This is a genomic window from Anabaena sp. 54 (assembly GCF_017355725.1).
GTDB classification, from domain to species: domain Bacteria; phylum Cyanobacteriota; class Cyanobacteriia; order Cyanobacteriales; family Nostocaceae; genus Dolichospermum; species Dolichospermum heterosporum.
The window spans coordinates 337,384-357,287 of sequence record NZ_JAAVWA010000001.1 but is presented as its reverse complement, the minus strand read 5'-3'; the positions used below and the strand labels follow the sequence as shown (position 1 = coordinate 357,287).

General features: G+C 36.6%; 21 protein-coding genes. 16 read left to right on the top strand and 5 right to left on the bottom strand.

Annotation, left to right across the window (positions count from 1 at the left end):
* Window positions 1–325: 325 nt before the first annotated feature.
* The 4 genes from HEQ36_RS01815 to HEQ36_RS01800 all read left to right on the top strand — a co-directional run bounded on the left by HEQ36_RS01815 (window position 326) and on the right by HEQ36_RS01800 (window position 2,016).
* Window positions 326–877, top strand: coding sequence for a DUF6036 family nucleotidyltransferase (locus HEQ36_RS01815; protein WP_053539677.1), 552 nt, complete (start codon window positions 326–328; stop codon window positions 875–877).
* Window positions 874–1,179 (top strand): hypothetical protein, encoded by a 306-nt coding sequence (locus HEQ36_RS01810; RefSeq protein WP_053539678.1) that lies wholly within the window; start codon window positions 874–876, stop codon window positions 1,177–1,179. The genes HEQ36_RS01815 and HEQ36_RS01810 overlap by 4 nt, the downstream gene beginning before the upstream one ends.
* 185 nt (window positions 1,180–1,364) lie before the next feature.
* On the top strand, window positions 1,365–1,604 hold the full coding sequence (locus tag HEQ36_RS01805; protein ID WP_053539679.1) for a hypothetical protein: 240 nt from the start codon (window positions 1,365–1,367) through the stop codon (window positions 1,602–1,604).
* Window positions 1,591–2,016 carry a type II toxin-antitoxin system VapC family toxin gene (locus tag HEQ36_RS01800; protein WP_053539680.1) on the top strand — a complete coding sequence of 142 codons (426 nt, stop codon included), beginning with the start codon at window positions 1,591–1,593 and terminating at the stop codon, window positions 2,014–2,016. The genes HEQ36_RS01805 and HEQ36_RS01800 overlap by 14 nt, the downstream gene beginning before the upstream one ends.
* A 117-nt stretch (window positions 2,017–2,133) precedes the next feature.
* Here HEQ36_RS01800 and HEQ36_RS01795 read toward each other — a convergent pair whose 3' ends face one another.
* Together HEQ36_RS01795 and HEQ36_RS01790 are read right to left on the bottom strand one after the other, a co-directional pair.
* Window positions 2,134–2,502, bottom strand: a complete 369-nt coding sequence (locus tag HEQ36_RS01795; RefSeq protein ID WP_053539681.1) for a hypothetical protein — start codon at window positions 2,500–2,502, stop codon at window positions 2,134–2,136.
* Between the two features lie 24 nt (window positions 2,503–2,526).
* Window positions 2,527–2,910 (bottom strand): papain fold toxin domain-containing protein, encoded by a 384-nt coding sequence (locus HEQ36_RS01790; RefSeq protein ID WP_053539682.1) that lies wholly within the window; start codon window positions 2,908–2,910, stop codon window positions 2,527–2,529.
* A 462-nt stretch (window positions 2,911–3,372) separates the two neighbouring features.
* Between HEQ36_RS01790 and HEQ36_RS01785 the strand changes: the two genes are divergently transcribed.
* The 3 genes from HEQ36_RS01785 to HEQ36_RS01775 all read left to right on the top strand — a co-directional run bounded on the left by HEQ36_RS01785 (window position 3,373) and on the right by HEQ36_RS01775 (window position 4,618).
* Window positions 3,373–3,708, top strand: a complete 336-nt coding sequence (locus tag HEQ36_RS01785; protein WP_168635276.1) for an RNA-binding protein — start codon at window positions 3,373–3,375, stop codon at window positions 3,706–3,708.
* Between the two features lie 453 nt (window positions 3,709–4,161).
* On the top strand, window positions 4,162–4,383 hold the full coding sequence (locus tag HEQ36_RS01780) for a hypothetical protein (protein ID WP_053539683.1): 222 nt from the start codon (window positions 4,162–4,164) through the stop codon (window positions 4,381–4,383).
* A complete protein-coding gene (locus HEQ36_RS01775) occupies window positions 4,361–4,618 on the top strand; it encodes a hypothetical protein (protein ID WP_168635275.1) in 258 nt (85 codons plus the stop codon). Before HEQ36_RS01780 ends, HEQ36_RS01775 begins: the two co-directional genes overlap by 23 nt.
* 183 nt (window positions 4,619–4,801) lie before the next feature.
* Here HEQ36_RS01775 and HEQ36_RS01770 read toward each other — a convergent pair whose 3' ends face one another.
* On the bottom strand, window positions 4,802–4,924 hold the full coding sequence (locus HEQ36_RS01770) for a hypothetical protein (RefSeq protein ID WP_267902162.1): 123 nt from the start codon (window positions 4,922–4,924) through the stop codon (window positions 4,802–4,804).
* Between the two features lie 259 nt (window positions 4,925–5,183).
* Between HEQ36_RS01770 and kdpA the strand changes: the two genes are divergently transcribed.
* The 4 genes from kdpA (at window position 5,184) to kdpC (ending at window position 10,077) form a co-directional block, all read left to right on the top strand.
* Window positions 5,184–6,926, top strand: coding sequence for a potassium-transporting ATPase subunit KdpA (gene kdpA, locus HEQ36_RS01765; protein ID WP_053539686.1), 1,743 nt, complete (start codon window positions 5,184–5,186; stop codon window positions 6,924–6,926).
* 52 nt (window positions 6,927–6,978) lie between these two features.
* A complete protein-coding gene (kdpB, locus tag HEQ36_RS01760) occupies window positions 6,979–9,105 on the top strand; it encodes a potassium-transporting ATPase subunit KdpB (protein ID WP_168635274.1) in 2,127 nt (708 codons plus the stop codon).
* A 163-nt stretch (window positions 9,106–9,268) separates the two neighbouring features.
* Window positions 9,269–9,463 carry a potassium-transporting ATPase subunit F gene (locus HEQ36_RS01755; protein ID WP_039205087.1) on the top strand — a complete coding sequence of 65 codons (195 nt, stop codon included), beginning with the start codon at window positions 9,269–9,271 and terminating at the stop codon, window positions 9,461–9,463.
* Entirely contained in the window at window positions 9,463–10,077 is a 615-nt protein-coding gene (kdpC, locus tag HEQ36_RS01750) for a K(+)-transporting ATPase subunit C (RefSeq protein WP_168635273.1), read from the top strand. Before HEQ36_RS01755 ends, kdpC begins: the two co-directional genes overlap by 1 nt.
* Here kdpC and HEQ36_RS01745 read toward each other — a convergent pair.
* Both HEQ36_RS01745 and HEQ36_RS01740 read right to left on the bottom strand, forming a co-directional pair.
* Window positions 10,060–10,386, bottom strand: coding sequence for a hypothetical protein (locus HEQ36_RS01745; RefSeq protein WP_168635272.1), 327 nt, complete (start codon window positions 10,384–10,386; stop codon window positions 10,060–10,062). The genes kdpC and HEQ36_RS01745 overlap by 18 nt on opposite strands.
* 480 nt (window positions 10,387–10,866) lie before the next feature.
* A complete protein-coding gene (locus tag HEQ36_RS01740) occupies window positions 10,867–11,739 on the bottom strand; it encodes a WYL domain-containing protein (RefSeq protein ID WP_053539689.1) in 873 nt (290 codons plus the stop codon).
* A gap of 153 nt (window positions 11,740–11,892) precedes the next feature.
* Here HEQ36_RS01740 and cas3 point away from each other — a divergent pair, with 153 nt between their 5' ends.
* From cas3 to cas10d, 5 genes are all read left to right on the top strand, one after another.
* On the top strand, window positions 11,893–14,070 hold the full coding sequence (cas3, locus tag HEQ36_RS01735; protein ID WP_168635271.1) for a type I-D CRISPR-associated helicase Cas3': 2,178 nt from the start codon (window positions 11,893–11,895) through the stop codon (window positions 14,068–14,070).
* Window positions 14,071–14,510: 440 nt separating this feature from the next.
* On the top strand, window positions 14,511–14,747 hold the full coding sequence (locus tag HEQ36_RS01730) for a hypothetical protein (protein WP_168635270.1): 237 nt from the start codon (window positions 14,511–14,513) through the stop codon (window positions 14,745–14,747).
* Between the two features lie 164 nt (window positions 14,748–14,911).
* Window positions 14,912–15,931, top strand: a complete 1,020-nt coding sequence (locus HEQ36_RS01725) for a PDDEXK nuclease domain-containing protein (protein ID WP_168635269.1) — start codon at window positions 14,912–14,914, stop codon at window positions 15,929–15,931.
* 26 nt (window positions 15,932–15,957) lie between these two features.
* Window positions 15,958–16,410 (top strand): nucleotidyltransferase domain-containing protein, encoded by a 453-nt coding sequence (locus HEQ36_RS01720; protein ID WP_168635268.1) that lies wholly within the window; start codon window positions 15,958–15,960, stop codon window positions 16,408–16,410.
* 113 nt (window positions 16,411–16,523) lie between these two features.
* On the top strand, window positions 16,524–19,856 hold the full coding sequence (gene cas10d / locus HEQ36_RS01715) for a type I-D CRISPR-associated protein Cas10d/Csc3 (protein WP_168635267.1): 3,333 nt from the start codon (window positions 16,524–16,526) through the stop codon (window positions 19,854–19,856).
* The last annotated feature ends 48 nt before the right edge of the window (window positions 19,857–19,904 follow it).

The following is a 19,904-nucleotide window of genomic DNA, read 5'->3' as shown; positions in this document are numbered from 1 at the left end:
GTGTAACGCACCTTATTACGTTTTCATCTTTGAGAAAAGCGATCGCTCAAAATCAATTATCTTGTGCTTTCTTAACTGCGATTAACTGCGATCGCTAATATTGGGAAAATGCGATCGCTCAAAATCCATTGTTTTGTGATTCTTTAACTGTGATTAACTGCGATCTCATGGGTAAGCGATCGCTCAAAATCTATTGTCTTGCGCTTCCTTAACTGTGATTAAGTGCGATCGCTAATATTGAGTTAATGCGATCGCTTAAAATCCATTTTTTTGTGCTTCCTTAACTGCGATCGCTCAATATCCAAACAAATAAATCAATAAAAATATGCGTGCAAACATTGACACTCAAAAGTTAGAACGTCTGATGCAACTCTTAGGTAGAGAAGCCCAGGGTTCAGGCTGTATCTACTTTACAGGAGGAGCTAGTGCGCTACTAATTGGATGGCGTAACTCCACAGTTGATGTTGATCTTCGTCTAGATCCTGAACCACCAGGCATTTTTCAGGCGATCGCCAAACTCAAACAAGAATTAAACATTAATATCGAATTAGCATCTCCCCAGGACTTCTTACCACCTCTTCCAGGATGGCGTGATAGAAGCGTATTCATTGGCAAACAAGGTCAAATTTCGTTTTATCACTATGATTTTACTGCCCAAGCTCTTGCTAAACTATCCAGGGGATTTGACCGTGATATTAAAGATATTGAAGCCATGTACAAACAGAAATTATTCTCTTTGAATGATTTACGGAATAGTTTTGAAGCAATTACACCGGAAATAATCAGATTTCCCTCTCTAAACCCTGATATCCTTAGAAGTAGAATTGAAAAATTTATTGAACTTTGTGAAAATAACCTGGAGGAAAATCAATCATGAATCTTAATGAATTACCTGGTGCAGAAACAATATTACCTGGACTTAATGATCTTCACAATGGTGAGTCCAATACAATAGGAGCATTATTAATTGCAATTGCCTCAACACGGTTATCTGAAGCCGGTTTAGATATCCCTAAAGATCGCCTAGCACCAGAACCAGAGTTAACTTTATATGCTAATCTCCAAGATAAACAAGAGGATGCTTACATTTACTATAATGCTTTGCTTAATCAACTAAATAGCTTTTGCAATGCTCTGGAACTAAGTTATAAATATAAACCGTCTAATTTCACTGTTTAACATCTTTGAGAAAAGCGATTCCTACGGAGTTCGCTATCGCTCAAAATCCATTGTCTTGTGCTTCGTTAACTACTATTTATTAATTGCGATAGCGTAACGCTAATATTGGGTTAGTGCGTAAGCGTTGCGCTCCGCAGGAATCGTTTTTTGCTAAACTATAATCAGAGAAACAGCAAAATTAGATTATGAACTTAGATACAATTCAACAAGATATTGCGTCTCTTCCTCCCGATGCACAACAAATCATAATCGTCCTCGTAGAAGTCCTGAAAAAACGCTACCTTCAGAATCAACAGGAATCCTCAGAAAATTCCTGGCAAGACTGGTCAGACTTTATCGGTTGCATAGAAGCTGAAACAGACCTCTCTAAAAACTATAAAAACTACTTAGACCGTGAACTTAATCAAAAATATGATCATAGTTGATACAGGCTTTTGGTTAGCTCTTGCCAATAAAAAAGATACAGTTCATATAGCCGCCAAAAAACGATTTCAAGATTTAGCTAATCAGCAATTTATTACAACCTGGTGTGTCGTCACGGAAACTTGCTATCTATTACAAAAAAGAGTAGGAGTAGATGCTCCAAAAATCTTTATTAATAAAATTTCTATAGGAAAACTACAAATCTTTGATCTCAAACAACATCATTGCCAGCGTATTGAAGAACTAATGGAAAAATATAAAGATTTACCGATGGATTTAGCCGATGCCTCTCTCGTTATTCTGGCAGAAGAATTAGGTCATGGCCAAATTTTATCGGTTGATTATCGAGATTTTAACACCTATCGCTGGAAAAATACAGAACCGTTCGATAACCTCTTTCATGAATTTTTATGATGTAATGCGATGCCTATGGCGAGGGAAGCGATCGCTCAAAATCCATTATCTTGTGCTTCCTTAACTGGGATTAACTGCAACAGAAACAACCAGCACACTAAGATTCACTGTTATTATTCAAGCAGCTTCTTGAGAATTTTTAGAGGATGGTTCAGCCAGGATTGGTTCAATATCTTGGCTTTGGTCTCTTTGAATAAATTCATCTAGTAATTGAAAAAAGTAATCAAATGCAGCTTTTTCATCAATACAGGTGAGTAAAATAATTTTATCCCAAGCGTTAACGGTATGGATAGATAAGCGGTTTTGTAGCCAAGGTTGAAAGTTTTTATGAAAATCACTTTCAGTTTCAGTATTAGTAATACCTAATTCAGAGCGAGAAAAGCGATATCCCAAAATAAACATCCGTAAATTACTGATAGATGCTGTTCCCAAATATAAGCCTGGTTTGGTTTTAATTTTTTCCAGTAAGTTAAATAATGTACTCATTGAGTTTAACTCCATTAAAAATTTTCAAAATTCTTCTATTACTTCTATTTTAAACTCATTAGATAGAGATGTAAAATCTTGAATCCAGTCATCTGGGTATAGTCCTTGTCGGGAAAGGTTGTCGAAAATTTTGCCAAAAACTTCAACACCGTAATGAACGCCATTTTCCGTAATAGTTTCAAAGCAACCTTGTTTTTCTAAGCGATTGCTCAAAATAAAGTCTTCATTATCGTATATCGTCGAAAGTCGCCAAACTTTACCAGGAATTTTACGTTGTTTTAGCCACTGTTTGAGTGTTTTGGCACATTCTTGGCAATGAAGTAATGGAAATCGAATGACAAGATTACCAATTGCTTGATGAATTTCAATAATGGCTAAATCATCCGGTAAATTATACAGAAACAGCACCTCCTAAAAAATGTTGATCTTATTTTAGTCTTGGATAAACTGCCCTTAAATGCGATCGCTCAATTGCCATTTTCTTGCGCTTCGTTAACTGTGATTAACTGCGATAGCGTAAGCGCTGACTTGTCAGTTCGCTAATATTGAGTTAATGCGATAGCGAAGCGCGACCTAGGAATCGCTTAAAATCCATTATCTTGTGCTTCCTGAACTATTATTAAATGCGATAGCGTAAGCGCTGACTTGTCAGTTCGCTAATATTGGGGAATGCGATAGCGAAGCGCGACCTAGGAATCGCTCAAAATCCATTGTTTTGTGATTCTTTAACTGTGATTAACTGCTATGAACAGTATTTCAAGCCCCTGGAAAAACCCTATCAAGGCACAGAGCAATTTGAATTACCAGTTCCTCATCATTTGTTTCCTATCCTTAACCAATATCCAAGAGTCTTAAAATCAAGGTAGTGCTATGAGCGATCAGTTTTGGAAAAAAATCAAATCTAAATATCGGTTAGGTGAACTGATTCACGGTACAGTCGAGTATCATGCAACCTTTGGGATTTTTGTTAGTTTAGATGATGAAGTAGTGAAGGGTCTTGTTCAGATTACTGATTTTGTTGATAGTGGAGATATGACTCCAGAGATGTATCCAGATATTGGTTCACCTATTGGGGCTGTTGTTGTTGGGTATACTGAAGATAATCGCCATCAAATTTGGTTGAGTGTCAAGCCCAGTGTCTTACAGAAAGCATTGGTACATCTCAAAATTCCCGCAACAAGCGATCGATCATTACCAGCAGCATAACGATCCAAAATGAACACGAACCACTAAATGCGATTGCGCTATCGCTCAAAATCCATTTTCTTGTGCTTCCTTAACTCTTATTAAATGCGATAGCGTAAGCGCTGACTTGTCAGTTCGCTAATATTGGGTTAGTGCGATAGCGTAAGCGCTGACTTGTCAGTTCGCTAATCTTGTAGTGCGATAGCGAAGCGCTCCGTAGGAATCGCTCAATTTCCATTATCTGCGATAGCGAAGCGCTGACTTGTCAGTTCGCTAATATTGGGTTAACGCGATAGCGAAGCGTTCCGCAGGAATCGCCAATCTTGTAGGGTGCGTTAATGAAATGTAACGTACCTTATTACTTTTTCATCTTCAAGAAAAGCGATTAGTCAAATAGCTACCATGTAGTGGCGTTTCAATGTCAAAGTTGGTGATAATATAGAAAAGAAAAACTCTTTAAATGTAAAATCTTGTATGACTACTCGGCTAGAAGTTGAATCAGTAATCAAGCAATTGCCAGAAAGTGAAGTTCGTGATCTGGCAAAATGGCTTCAAGAATATCTTGATGAGATGTGGGATCAGCAAATTGAGGCAGATTTAGCATCAGGGAAATTAGATCGCCTCATTGCTCAGGCAGAAAAAGATATTGCAGCCAACAACGTGAGGGATCTTGATGAAATCCTTGGCGACGACTGAGTTTTGGAAAGCGTATGCTAATTTGTCACCTGAGATGCAAGAGCAAGCGCGGAAGGCTTATCAGCTTTGGCAGGAAAACTCACTTCATCCCTCTTTGCACTTCAAAAAAGTCGGTATAAATCTTTGGTCTGCTCGTGTTAGTGGTGGATATCGAGCGTTAGCCTTGAAAAAGGGTGACGATTATTATTGGATTTGGATCGGTAATTATGATGAATATGAAAGTTTTTTAAATTAGCTCGTTGTCACAAGCCAGCGAACATACCATCGCTCAATATCCATTTTCTTGTGCTTCCTTAACTGGGATTAACTGCGATCTCATGGGTAAGCGATAGCGAAGCACTGCTGCAAGCAGTTCGCAATATTTCTACTTTATTTAGGAGTGTTACAATATCAGCGAACTGACAAGTCAGCGCTTACGCTATCGCAATTTGAAGGTTTCTTGAGAATTGAGTTGACGTTTGCCGTCTAATATGTCTAATATTGTTTGTTCTTGCTCAAAAATCCCTAAAAAATCTCGTATTTCCAAATTATAGTCTTCCATTAATGTTTGTAATAATTCTCCATCAGTTAATTTAGGGAATTGTTCATTTTTCTCTTCATAGTCATAAACTAAACATAAAATATACCTTGCGAATCTTGTTTTTAATCAGAAATTAATGAATTATAGAAATTGGTTATTCAATAGACATATCCAAAAAAGATGATAGAGACGTTACATGGAACGTCTCCGCAAGGGTTTCAAGTCAAGCATCTTTAATTTGTGGAGATATCTAATCAGCCTATATTCTTAGTCTAAAATTATGATTCAAGGATGGATACAAATAGCATTAACTCTACTCATAGTAGTAGGCATCACACCTATCTTGGGAAAATATATGGCGCGTATTTACCAAGAACAGAGGACAATTCTCGACCCCATATTTGACAAACTTGAGAGATTCATTTACCTGCTCATCGGTGTTCATAGTAAACCAGATATGACCGCTTGGCAATATGCAGCAGCCATATTTTACAGCAACTTAGTCATGGGATGTTTAATATTTTTCATCCTCATAAATCAAGCATGGCTACCTCTCAACCCCACGCAAATTGGTGGGATGACATGGGATACAGCTTTACATACAACCATATCCTTTCTCACCAACACAGATCAACAACATTATTCAGGAGAAACTTATCTCAGCTATGGTAGTCAAATTTGGGGAATTGGCTATTTAATGTTTACTTCCGCTGCTACAGGACTAACAGTAAGTATAGCATTTATTAGAGGATTAACAGGCAGACCATTAGGCAATTTTTATGTAGATTTAATTCGTTCGATTACGCGAATATTGTTACCCATGAGTATAGTAGGCGCAATATTCCTAATGATAGCGGGAGTACCAGAAACATTAGCAGGACCGGCAGTATTTCCCACCTTAGAAAATTCTAGCATTAGTCAGGCGATCGCTCGCGGACCAGTTGCCCATTTGGAAATTATCAAACAACTAGGAGAAAACGGCGGCGGATTTTTTACTATCAATTCTGCCCATCCTTATGAAAACCCCAACGGATTTTCTAACCTCATAGAAATCATCGCCATGTTGTTAATTCCCACATCCCTAATTTACACCTATGGAATATTTGCCAACAACAGCAAACAAGCCTGGTTAGTTTACAGCATGGTAGGCATAATTTTCATCATCTTTATTATCACTACCGCCATAGGAGAATATAACGGCAACCCAGCCATCAATACCATTTTAGGAAGTACACAACCGAACTTAGAAGGAAAAGAAATCAGATTTGGTTGGGCGCAATCAGCCTTATTTATAGTTGCGACAACCGCCACAATGTGTGGAGCAATTAATAGTTTAATTGATTCATTTATGCCCAACGGCGGTTTTGTTACCTTTGCCAATATGTTTCTCCAAATCATTTGGGGCGGACAAGGAACAGGAACAGCTTATTTATTTACTTACCTCATATTAACCGTCTTTGCTACAGGCTTAATGGTAGGCAGAACACCGGAATTTTTAGGAAGAAAAATCGAAAAACGCGAAGTTGTCCTGGCCAGTTTTTTGATTCTTTTAGTACATCCCATCGCCATCATGATACCAGCCGGAATCACCCTAGCTTTTCCCGACCAACTAGCAGGAATCAGTAATCCCGGTTTTCATGGTTTTGCTCAAGTGCTGTATGAATATACCTCAGCCGCAGCTAACAACGGTTCTGGACTCGAAGGTTTAGGAGACTCCCAACCATCACCTTTAGCCATAGCTATGGGAGCAAAACCCACTATTACCGCTTTATGGTGGAACCTCAGCGCCAGTTTTAGTCTTCTCGCAGGGCGTTTTGTCCCCATTACAGGCTTATTGTTACTAGCAGATAATATGTCTCGTAAACCAAGTGTACCCTTGACTACAGGGACTTTACGCACTGATACGGGATTATTTACCAGTGTCACTGCTGGAATAATTTTGATCTTGGGTGCATTGACGTTTTTTCCGGTTTTGGCTTTTGGTCCTATCGGTGAAGCATTTTGGATCGCTAAAGGATTATAAGTTAAAGTCTCACGCAAAGGCGCAAAGGCGCAAAGATAGAAAGAATAAAGATATGACAAATAATCTTCGTCTTCCTCATGGAACTCGTGACTCCCGTAAGCATACACCGAAAGCAAATATGCGGGGATTGTATCAAAGAGCTATTCGTGAGTCATTCGTCAAGCTTGACCCCCGCATTTCTGTCAAAAACCCGGTGATGTTTATTGTTTGGGTGGGGACAATAGTGGTTTTTTTAGTCACTCTTGACCCTAATTTATTTGGCACTGTTAAGGCTGATCTTAATCAACAACGACTGTTAAATGGGATAATTACTCTGATTTTATTTTCCACCGTTTTGTTTGCCAATTTTGCGGAATCTGTGGCGGAAGGAAGGGGTAAAGCCCAAGCTGATACTCTCAGAGCTACCCGTTCTGATACTATGGCTCGGAAAATTTTACCTAATGGGGTGATTGAAACCACTAACTCTACGGAATTACGTAAGGGGGATTTAGTGAAAGTCATTGCAGGTGATATGATTCCGGCTGATGGAGAAGTTACTCAAGGTATGGGTTCTGTTGATGAGTCAGCCATTACGGGAGAATCTGCCCCTGTACTTAAACAACCGGGTACGGATATTGCTAGTTCGGTTACAGGTGGTACACGCTTACTTTCCGATGAGTTGGTAATTCGCATTACTGCTGATCCCGGTCAAGGTTTTATTGATAGAATGATTTCTCTGGTAGAAGGTGCGGAACGCAGTAAAACACCTAATGAAATTGCTTTAACTGTGCTGTTAGCAGTTCTTACCCAGGTGTTTTTAATTGTGGTTTCTACTCTTCCTCCTTTTACTGGTTATATCGCTAATTTTATTAGTGTGGTATTTGGGGAAGAAGCAGGGAATAATTTACGCAATGGTGCAAGTATTGCCATTTTAATTTCTCTGTTAGTAGCTTTAATTCCTACAACTATTGGTGGTTTATTGAGTGCTATTGGTATAGCTGGCATGGATAGAGTCGCTCAATTTAATGTGATTGCTACTTCTGGGAGAGCAGTAGAAGTTTGTGGTGATATTAATACTTTAGTTTTAGATAAAACAGGAACTATTACTTTAGGCAATCGCATGGCTGATGAATTTATTCCTGTGAATAATTACTCTGTTGAAGATGTAGCCAGAATCGCCAGAATCGCAAGTCTATTTGATGAAACACCGGAAGGTAGATCAATTGTGAAGTTAGCAGAAAAATATCAGGTAGTTATAGATGTTGATGTTGATCATGCTGAAGGTGTAGAATTTTCAGCTAAAACCCGTATGAGTGGGATTAATTTAGCTGATGGTAGTGAAATTAGAAAAGGTGCGGTAGATGCAATTAAAGGTTTTGTCCGTTCTCGTGGTACTCAAGCTCCTCCAGAATTAGATGCGGCTTATGAACAGGTTTCTTTATTGGGAGGTACACCTTTAGCTGTTTGTTTAAATGACCAAATTTATGGGGTGATTTATCTCAAAGATATTGTTAAACCTGGTCTTAAAGAAAGATTTGATCAACTGCGAAGAATGGGGGTAAAAACTATTATGCTCACTGGTGATAATCGCATTACAGCTAGTGTTATTGCCAGGGAAGCAGGAGTTGATGATTTTATTGCGGAAGCTACTCCAGAAGATAAAATTAGTGTCATTCGGGCTGAACAATCTCAAGGTAAATTAGTGGCAATGACGGGAGATGGGACTAATGATGCACCTGCTTTAGCTCAAGCAAATGTGGGTGTAGCTATGAATTCGGGAACACAAGCGGCAAAGGAAGCTGCTAATATGGTGGATTTAGATTCTGATCCTACCAAATTAATTGATTTGGTGACTATTGGTAAACAGTTACTAATTACTCGTGGGGCGTTAACTACGTTTTCTATTGCTAATGACATTGCTAAATATTTCGCTATCATTCCCACTATTTTTGGTGCTGCTGGGATTGGTGCTTTAAATATTATGGGCTTAAAAAGCGCCCAATCAGCAATAGTTTCGGCTCTAATTTATAACGCTTTAATTATTCCGGCACTGATTCCTGTAGCACTCAAGGGTGTAAAGTTTCTACCTCTCACAGCAGATCAATTATTAAAACGCAATATCTTTATTTATGGTGTTGGGGGTATTATTGCGCCCTTTATTGCCATTAAATTAATTGATGTCATTCTGCCTTTAAACTAGAGGAGGTTTGAAAAGTTATTAGTTATGTATCAAGAACTTTTAGATCCCCCTAAATCCCCCTTAAAAAGGGGGACTTTGATTCTAGTTCCCCCCTTAATAAGGGGGGTTAGGGGGGATCAACAAGTGCCTAACGACGAAAAGAAATATCCCAACATCAGAAATTATGCACAAACATCAACTCCCGATTTATTTATTTTTAGGAATATGCAGTAATTTAATTATTGCCCCAATGGTTTATGCGGCTACATCTGAACATTTTTCTCGTTCACAAGCTTGGGCTTTAGGACTATTAGGAGTAGGAATTTTAAGTCTGTCTATTTATTTGTTTTTTGTAATGTTTCAACCGGAGAAATTTTAATGAGTTTTACTAGAGATGCTAACCAGGCTATTCGTGCTACTTTAATCACTTGGATAATTTGCGGCTTAATTTATCCATTGATCATGATTATTGTTGGTCAAATTGTATTTCCTGATCAAGCTAATGGTAGTTTAATTACTAATAGCCAAAAACAAGTTATTGGTTCTGATTTAATTGGGCAACCTTTCACTTCTGAACGCTATTTTAATGGTCGTCCCAGTACCACTAATTACAGTACAGCAGATCCAAGGAAGGATGAAAGTGGAGTTTTAAAGACAGGTATATCTGGCGCTAGTAATTTAGCTCCCAGCAATATAGCATTAATAGAACGGATTAAGGGAAATGATGGTTTTCAGGGTTTACAGACGGCAGGTATAAAACCTACTGCTGATTTGGTTTATACTTCTGGTTCTAGTCTTGATCCTCATATTACTCTAGCCGCAGCTAGGGCGCAAATTGCCAGAGTTGCAAAAGCTAGGGGAGTTCAAGAACAAAAACTGGAAAGTTTAATTAATCAGAATATTGATGGGCGTTTTCTTGGTATTTTTGGAGAACCTGGAGTCAATGTTTTAAAGTTAAATTTAGCTGTGGATGCTTTAAAATCTGGAGGTTAAATCAGACAAATAATGAAATCCTTTTCTCAAGTCCTCTCCAAATGAGTCATAAGTTCCCTGGTAAGATGTAAAAATCTTGTACCCTGGCAATACTAAAGCAATACCTATTCTGCTGTGAATCTTACCTGGATATTTATAAGGTTGATCATCAGGAACATCACCACCAATACGCATAAGTATTCCTGGTAGCCATAAGTATAATCTAGGAATTAATAAGTCCATGCTGTAAGCAATTTCTCTCATCGCTTCGTTTTCACTAAGAGCATTATTGCCAGAAAAGCTCAACTTGGTGTTTGTGATGTTCAACATTACGTTTTTAATCTCCAATAGAGATTTTGGGCATTGCTGAATTAGGGTATGAAATTGAAAAATCAATGATTTCAAACTCTTAGAGACTTCCAAGAAATAAATTATCCTAAGAAACGAACCACAGAGGCACAGAGTACACAGAGAGAGAATTTCTGCATCAGTTTTGGGACATTTTTTTATTTGGAAGTCTCTTACTCTCTACGACTGGAGCGCCTCTGCGTGTTCGCGCAGCGTGCCGTAGGCATAACAAAATCATACTCTTAATCAGCAACGCCAGATTTTGCTAGCAGTTTCAATCCCTAATAGAGATTATTGTAACAGGAATAGGAATCTCCACACACTACCTATAGCGGTTATTGTTCGGATGCAATCCAATTGAGGGTGGGGAAATCCCGCCCCTACTAAATACTGGATTGCGTATCTACGTTTTCGCTGTGGTGTAAGGTATTTCTCAATCCTTGGCTATTACCTGTAATGATATTAACTGGTGAGTGATGCAGTCAAGTCATAATTTTGACATAGATTGATGAGTTTTCCTTTAATGCGCGATCGCACATTCTCCGGTGAAACTACAATACAATCGGAGGAATATTGCATGATTTCCCGAATAAACCAGAATGTATTTGATACTTGTCTAATTACTCGCTTCACTTTTGATTTTTCTGGTATCCATTCAACTATTGAATCCTCTGGTTTAGTTTGATAGGCAAAAGCTAAGTTGTTTAGTAGGTGCATTTCTACATCTATTTGATCTAACTGCGATCGCCATTTACCAGCAATTTCCGTAATAGCTGCTTCGTTAATTCTATCTAAACGAAAACACCAGTTATGCTGTAGTGCTTCTATGTCATGGTTATCTAATGTTTCCTCACACCAGCAATCAAGATATAGACGTTTTTCATGGGGGGTAATCTTAGCATAGTGAACTGTATAATTTAATATTCTTTCTGTTGCATCTTGATAGGAAAGTTGAAACGGTTGTTGACGCAAAATATAGTGGTCAACTTGTAACCGCCAAGATGGAAGTGAATTGTTTAAAACCCCTTCAATTTCCTTTCGCATTGGTATGGACAATTCACTGCGTTCAAGTAACAAATTGGCGATAATCTGCCCTTGTTCCACTTGTCCAATGTCTGTTAATGCACCTATGCAACGGTATAATGCGCGGATACGTGATTCCTGCCAGTCATGATTTTTGCCAATGATTAATTCATGTTGAGCGATCGCTTTGATCAGTTTGGAGATATTGGGATCTTCTCCCCACATCATCCCGAATTCGAGAGCGATCGCTTCTAGTTCGGCTTTGTCCCGTTCTGATACCGACAGGGTAATAGACTGACCTTTTCGACTCATTATAAATGTCCGTATACTTTATACTTATTTTCTCTTGTCAACTTTCATTTTCGGTGTCATTATAGATTTTAACAACGAGTTACGGACAGTTTTTAATTACAACACAAAAACTGCAACTAATGGTTGCAGAAATTGAAAAGAGTTATTAAGGGTATGTCAGAAAATTACAGTATTCAACTCAAACCTGTTTATTCTCAAACAGTCCCCACACCTGATGGGGTTAAATTACCAGATGGTTGGTGTTTATCTTGGCATCAATTAGAGACTTTAAAAGCCTTGCGCGATCCAAATATTGATGTAGTTTTCAACACTGCTATGACGGGAGATGGTAAAAGTTTAGCTGCTTATTTAGAAGTTCTTCAAGGTGAATTTTCCGCGATTGGACTTTACCCAACTAATGAATTAGCACGTGATCAAGAAACCCAAATTAAAGGGTACATTGATATATTTCAACCAGAAAATCAACCTCGTGTAGTTAGATTGAATGGGGCTGATTTAGAAATTTATGCGGAAAACGAAGAATTAAAAAAAGGTGCTGCACTTTTAACTCGTGTAGTACAATCTGAAATACTTTTAACCAATCCTGATATTTTCCACTACTTACATCATGGAGCATATCTAAGCCATGATGATAGTCCTGATAAACTTTGGGGGCGAGTTAATAAAAACTTTGATTTATTTATTTTTGATGAATTTCATGTTTTTGCTGCTCCCCAAATTGCCAGCGTAATTAACACCATGCTGTTGATTCATTGTACAAATCGGCGAAAAAAGTTTCTCTTTCTTTCCGCCACACCAGATAAAGATTTAATTTGCAGATTAGAAACAGCAGGATTTCGTTGTCAAGAAATAAATCCTCTGGAAGAAAATAAATATCATTTTCCTGATAATACAGAACAAGAAGCGAAACTTAAAAACCAAGATTGGCGACAGGTAGCGCGAGGAATTGCACTCAATTTTATGCCTTTAGAACCGAGTTTTAAAGCTTCGGAAACTTGGTTAAAAGCCAATAGCAATTTAATTGTATCTCAGTTTCAAGAATATCCAGGAAGTAAAGGTGCAATTATTCTCAATTCAATAGCAGCAGTTAAGCGACTAACTCCATTTTTTCAAGAACTTTTAGAACCCTACAATTTAACAGTGGGAGAAAATACAGGTTTATCAAGTAAAGGAGAGAAAGAGTTAAGTTTAGCGGCTGATTTAGTTTTAGGTACAAGTACAATTGATGTGGGGGTTGATTTTAAAATTAACTTTCTAATTTTTGAATCATCAGATTCTGGTAACTTTATTCAACGCTTAGGAAGATTAGGAAGACATGACGGATATGAAAAAAATGGTCAAACAATTAAGTTTAATAATTTCACAGCTTATGCTTTAGTTCCTAAGTTTTTAGTTGAGCGTTTATTTCAAACAGATTCACCACCACTACAAGTTGATAATATTTATGATCGTCCATTTTTACAACAAACCATAAAAGAGCAATATCGTAAAATAAATGACTTTCATGGTTATTATCGCCGATGGGGTGCTGTGCAGTCATTTTGGTTATGTTGTAAATTGAGCGATCGCACTATTAAACAACAATATGATCAAAGTCGAGAAAAGTTTCAAAAAGCCTGTGAACAAGTATTTGATACAAGTTTAAAATCACAAGCTGGACATATTACAGGATGGGCTAAAGACTGGAAAGAAATGTCAGGTAAATCAGGAAATCCCATTGCTGATGATGCAGCTAGTTTTCGCGGTTCTAGTCCTTTGCAATGTGGTTTATATGATTTAACAGAAATTAACGAAGCAGAAAGATTTAAAACTTATGATTTACCAGGAATTTTAAGCAACTTAGAAATAGAAATGTGGACGGAAGCAGGATTCATACGGGCATTAAAAGAAACTGCCCAACGGACTGGACAACCCATAGCTAAAGGTAGATTTGCTCATTGTCTCGCATTTATCAAGTTGCGTTCCTATCATGAGGAACGGTTGAACTGGAAATTTACCTATTCTGGAGACTTGCAACCCATCGCTGACGCTTGGAAAGTTCAGGTTTTAACAGGGGTGGGAGTATGGCAACCGGATAATGCTTGGATAGGTCAAATTGATAAAAAGCTGAAAAAAGAGGGTTTAGTTTGTTATGTAATTCGTCGTCCTGTTACTGAAGTGCGGATGCGGTTAAGGCTACCTATGCACTTTCAACTTTATCCCATCAGTGACCAGTACAGTATTCATGAAGCAACTCAGCCCTATTCTATAGTCTTTGGTCAATCTGCGCTGCTACTAGATACGCTTGCTTATACATTTAAAAGCAAAGGAAACGAACTATGGATTGCTTGAGTTTTCGATCCCTAATAGGGATTAAGGAGTTGTATTAATGCCTTGATTACTTCTTTACTACAATTTCAATCCCTGATAGGGATTAGAGTTTATTCTCAAGGCTTCCTTAGTATATATCTTAAAAAGTCTCATGGAAAAATTCTTTTTATTGCCAGATTTTTTTGATATCTTTACCTGTGATGTTTAATACTGTTTAAGACTAAACTCATTTTAGTATAAATGAAATAAAACAAATTTAATCTTGTTTTAATACGCTGTTAATTTCTCAATTTCTAATCCTGTAAATATATTTTTTGTGTCTACATCTTTTCTACAGACCTTCGTATGTTACATTAAGGAGAACCGGAAAAAAGTTATCCCAGTTCACCTATATAGAGTCGCACCTTATAGGTTAGCACTAGCATGGCTGATTCGGCGCAAACCACTTGAGGTAATTTTTTATGAAAGAAAACCTTCCAAATCGTATGCTGAGGCTTTATATAGAAACCCATCAACAGATGGAACTTTTTGACTTGCAATCTTACACCTCAGAAAAGCCTATTGTAACTGGGGATGTACTGGAATTGGTAGAAGAAATTCAGCAACCACAACCAAGTCTCTATAAGCAACTTGAACTAAATTTATTTCCGCAGAAAATCTACTTGACTCATCTAGAGTTAATGGAATTAGCTGCGTAATGTGTTAAAGAGTTTGGAAATATAAACTTCTTGGTTTACCAAACTCCTTAATTTCAACTAGCTAGTAGGGTGCGTTAGCCATAGCGTAACGCACCAAAATAAATACTAAATAACTAAACCATAAACATTACTAGAAAGAATCACATTGTTGAAATATCTTCATCATGAATAACCCCATTGCTGATGATTACAGACATCTACTTATGGAAGTACAACAACGAATTCGTGCAGCCCAATACGATGCTCTCAAAGCAGTTAATCGAGAAATGATTAACCTTTACTGGGATATTGGCAAGATGATTGTTAGCAGACAACAGAATGTTAATTGGGGCAAATCAGTCGTAGAAGAGTTAGCAAAAGACTTACAAGCCGAGTTTCCAGGTATTAGTGGTTTTTCTACTCGCAACATTTGGAGAATGAGAGATTTTTACCTAACTTACCACTCTCAGGAAATTCTGCCACCAATGGTGGCAGAAATTGGATGGACTCACAATATAGTCATTTTGGAAAAGTGCAAAGATGATTTAGAACGAGAATTTTATATTAAAATGACTCGTAAATTTGGTTGGACAAAAAATGTTTTAGTTCACCAAATTGAAAATCAAACCTATCAAAAAACTCTCCTCAATCAAACTAACTTTGATCAAACAGTTCCAACAGAGATACGTAACCAATTAAAACTAGCTGTTAAAGATGAATATACTTTTGATTTTCTGGAATTAGCAGATGAACACAGCGAAAGACAGCTAGAACAAGCAATTTTGACAAGAGTTGAACCATTCTTACAAGAAATGGGTGGTTTATTTGCTTTTATTGGTAGTCAATATCGCTTAGAAGTTGATGATGAAGAATATTTTATAGATATTCTATTATATCATCGCCGTTTAAAGTGTTTGGTGGCAATAGAATTAAAAATTGGTAAATTTTTACCTGAATATGTTGGCAAAATGCAATTTTATCTATCTGTCTTAGATAATACGGTAAAGTTACCAGATGAAAATCCTTCTATTGGCATTATTCTTTGTAAATCCAAACAGAGAACTATTGTTGAATATGCATTGAAAGATTCTAATAAACCCATTGGTGTATCAACTTATCAAATAGTTTCTACAGTACCGCAAGAGCTAAAAAATCAACTTCCAGATCCTGAACAAGTTGCTAAATTGCTAGAAGGATTTGAATAACTATTAACCAGTAGACTACTCATATCATGAAAAACAACACTCTCACAATTTCAGAACTTCAACATTTATCCTCACAACTTCCTGAAAAAATACCTTACTTAAAAATGTTAGTCCTGTTTGGTTCTAGAGCAACTGGTAACACTAACGCTCATAGTGACTGGGATTTTGCTGTTTTAGGGGATGAAGAAAAATATAACTCATATATGGAAGAACATCCATTAGCTTTGTTTGAATTACCCATGCTAATTGGGGAATTATTTAAAATAAATTCTGATAAAATTGATATTGTTCAATTAAATCAATGTTCTTGGTTAATTTCTCATTTTGTTGCTCGTGACGGAATTTGTGTGTTTGAAAAATATCCTGGAGAATTTGATAATTTTCGCGCACATTCCTTAAAAACTGAATCAGAGTTAAAAAAATTCCGTCAAAAACAACATCGGATAATTGAAATACAACTAAATAAGTGGGGAGCATGAATATGATGATATAGATCCAAATCAAGTTTTCAAAGCAATTAATTTTGCCCTATAGCAATATCCACTTTACGTCAGATAAATCAACTCTTATTTAATTTCATTGGCAGAAGACAATGGCTAAAAAAAGTAAAGATGCAAATGAACATCAACAATTATCACTCTTAGAACTAGAAAATAATTCTAATTCTGAAACCTCAGATGATGATTGGTTATCCGGTGATTTTGGTTTTGATGGAGATAATGACAGGACTATTGAAACTAAAGGAGAATTGCTCACACTTAAACTATTAAAAGAAGCAATACAATCACAAAATATCAATGATCAAGTCATGGCAGATTTTAGCGAATATGTATTACCCAATTTGCTTAAAATAGCTATTGGTGTAACTGCTAAAGGTGGTAAATTCTTTGATGAAATTGATGAAAAACGAGAAGCCGAAGGGAAAACTAAAGTTAGACGTGATAATGCTGCTGATCAATCTTTAAATACTCATTTACTCAATGGCTTATTTCCAGCAAATTTAATTGAACAAAGATTAGAAAAACTGGATACCACAGTTAAGCGATTAGTAAAAGATAAAGAACGACGTTTAGTAATTGCTGGCTTTATTTTACATGACTTTGAAAAATTTCCAGATGCACCTGAAGACTGTCGCAAGTTACCTTTAGATGAACATAGAAAAATTATTGATGAAAAAGTTAAACAATTAGGACTTGATAAATTTATCAATCCAGATAATTCTGAAGAGTATCAAGAATATATTGATGATTTATTGTGTATGGCTTATAATGCACAACGACGCTGGGATACTAACTGGAATTTTTCTGAGTTTGGCTTAAATTCTGCTCTTAAAGACCGCACTATTCGCAGTTTATGTGATTTAACCTGTTTAGCTGATTCTCTCGCTTCAATTATCAAACATCCCCAAGATGCAGAAAATACGAGACTTAATGAAATTATCCACAGTCTGAGTGATGGTAAATTGAAATTCACCTATCATCACATTGCCGAAAATAGAGGCGTTTTAACTAACGTTGTTAATAATGCAGTAATTGAAGCTCACACTAACTTAAATACTGCTGAAAATACATATTATCAACCTTTGTTATATCTACCAACAGGGGTAATTTATCTAGCATTGCGTGATGCTCCTCCTATCTCTCCAGAAATTTTACCAGATATGGTAGTTAATAAGATTAAATCCCTTTGTTCTGGTCAATTAAAACTGAGACAAACGGGATTTGGTAGAGATGGAAAAGGGATGAAATATGCTGAATATTACAACCTCTTTTTTGAGTCTCCTGGTTTAATGCAAGTTGCGTTAGATGCTACTTTACGCATTTTAAATACTGGTAAAACATCTGTTGGTAAAAGTCGTAGTGAAAATTTAGTTAAGTTTCAAAAACAAAATGTTTTATCTGCTGATTATGATTTTCAATTTGATGATGATATTCGCATTGATCAAATTGCCGAATTTGGAGATTTAATTACTCGCAAAATTTGGGATGAAATAGTTAATAAAATTGAAACTGAAAGGAAGAAAGATAAAAAACTTCCACAAGTTCCAGATTTTGATTTAACTCATAAAGTTGCTGAATTTTGGAACTTAACAGAATATTTACCGCAAGTTCGAGAAATTCAACGTATCAATGAAAGTTTGAAAGAACAAAAATTAAAGGGTAATACGGGAGGTGTACCTTATGAATGGTATTATCTAGCGGCTAAATATTTGGAAAAAAATCCCGGTATTGAAGATGTCCGCGAAAATTGTCAACAGGTAATTTATTACTTGACAGATTTAATTTCCCCAATTCTTGCACAATATCAATTACCTGATGGTTGGGATGATTTAAGGTTGTGGGTATCAAGAGTTATCATGTTACCTAATACCAATAAAGAAACATCTGTCACCACTGAAGTTGATAATTTTATCAATGAGTTGAGTAATTATAATGCTGCTAAAAAACCAGGCAGAGGTAAACAATTAATCTGCTCAATTTCTCATTCAGCTTATACTGTCACTGAACAGATGGAATCAGCAGTTTTATTTACACCTCAAGTTTATACAAATAAACAAATGTTAGGAGGTTCTAACGCTAAACGGAATATTTCTAGTATTGCGGGTGTAGAAATGATGTTGAGACAAATATTAATGAATCAAACTCAAGCTGTAGGTAAAAGATTTGAAGATGGTAAATATCGCTATCTCTACTTTTATCCAACTTATTATTTCACTCCAGAAACTAATAAGTTTTTACAAAAAGCCTACACAAATATTGCTCAAACTCGTTTTGATACTAGCATCCGTAATCATTTCATTAGTAAAGATTTACAGGTTGATTTAACCAAAGAAAATTATCAATGTGTGGATAGTTTCTTAATTGATGAGAATTTAGATAGTGAAAAAGATCGCACTTTTAAACTTTCTTATCCAGAAGATCAACCTTTAACTTTTTATTTCATGGCTTTACCTCCTGGAAGGGATAGCACTGATACAGAATCTTGGGTAATGCCGAGTTGGTTAGCGTTCGCTTTTCCGATGATTTTAGATGTGAAAACTGTGGTTTCTGAGTCTCCTATTCCCCCATTTAATGATGGTGCAGAATTTGAAGAAACGGTATTTCTGGATAGTGCGCCTCATGCTTTTAGAACTTTGGTAAAAAGAGATAGATTCAGACTTGATTATATTCTTGAAGGTTGGGAAGAGTCCGGTATTGAATATCCTGCACCTTTAAATGTTTTAACGGCTGCTTATGCTATTCATTTAGATGTGAATGCTAGACAAGGTAAGACTGGTTATGATGCTAATTGGGGGAAATTTACAGAGTTAGCAAAAGATTTTGAAACCAGTCCACTTAATGTCTTTGCTTATCTGAATAAATGGGTGCGTAATCAAAAAGTTGAAACGGCAAGGATTGAAAAAATCAAACTTTACACCTATCATTTTTATCCTTGTTTTGACCCTTATGCAAAATTTGATTCTACTCAGGAGAAATTAATTGTGGAAGAAAAATCAACTTTGAATCATCCAAAGAAATTAACGGAACTTTATCGCCGATTTTATCGGGCAAATAAAAGGTTTAATCCTAAAGCTAATGCTGTTTTAAAACCCATTGATATTGCTGCGGAAACTATTCTCAAAGCAGATTCCAGTGTGTTTGATGGTGAAACTTTAATTATAGCCGTAGCAGCAGAGGTTTTTAAACTCATGGATCGGGTACATTCTTCAACTGCGGAAGGACGTTGGATGATGAATAAAAGGGAGGAAGAAAGACAAGCAGTTTTAGAGTTTGCCAACTATTTTGTAGTGGAGGTATTTGAAGGAAGTTTTAAGAGCGATCGCGCACGTTTAGCAGGTCGTCAATTAAACCTAATTCGAGATACTTGTGAATTTCTTTATCGTCTAGCAGATGATGAAGAAAACGCACTAAGCCCTGGCGATTAGAAATCGCGGCTACACAAACAAAGTCCGCCTTCGCGGACTAATAACAAA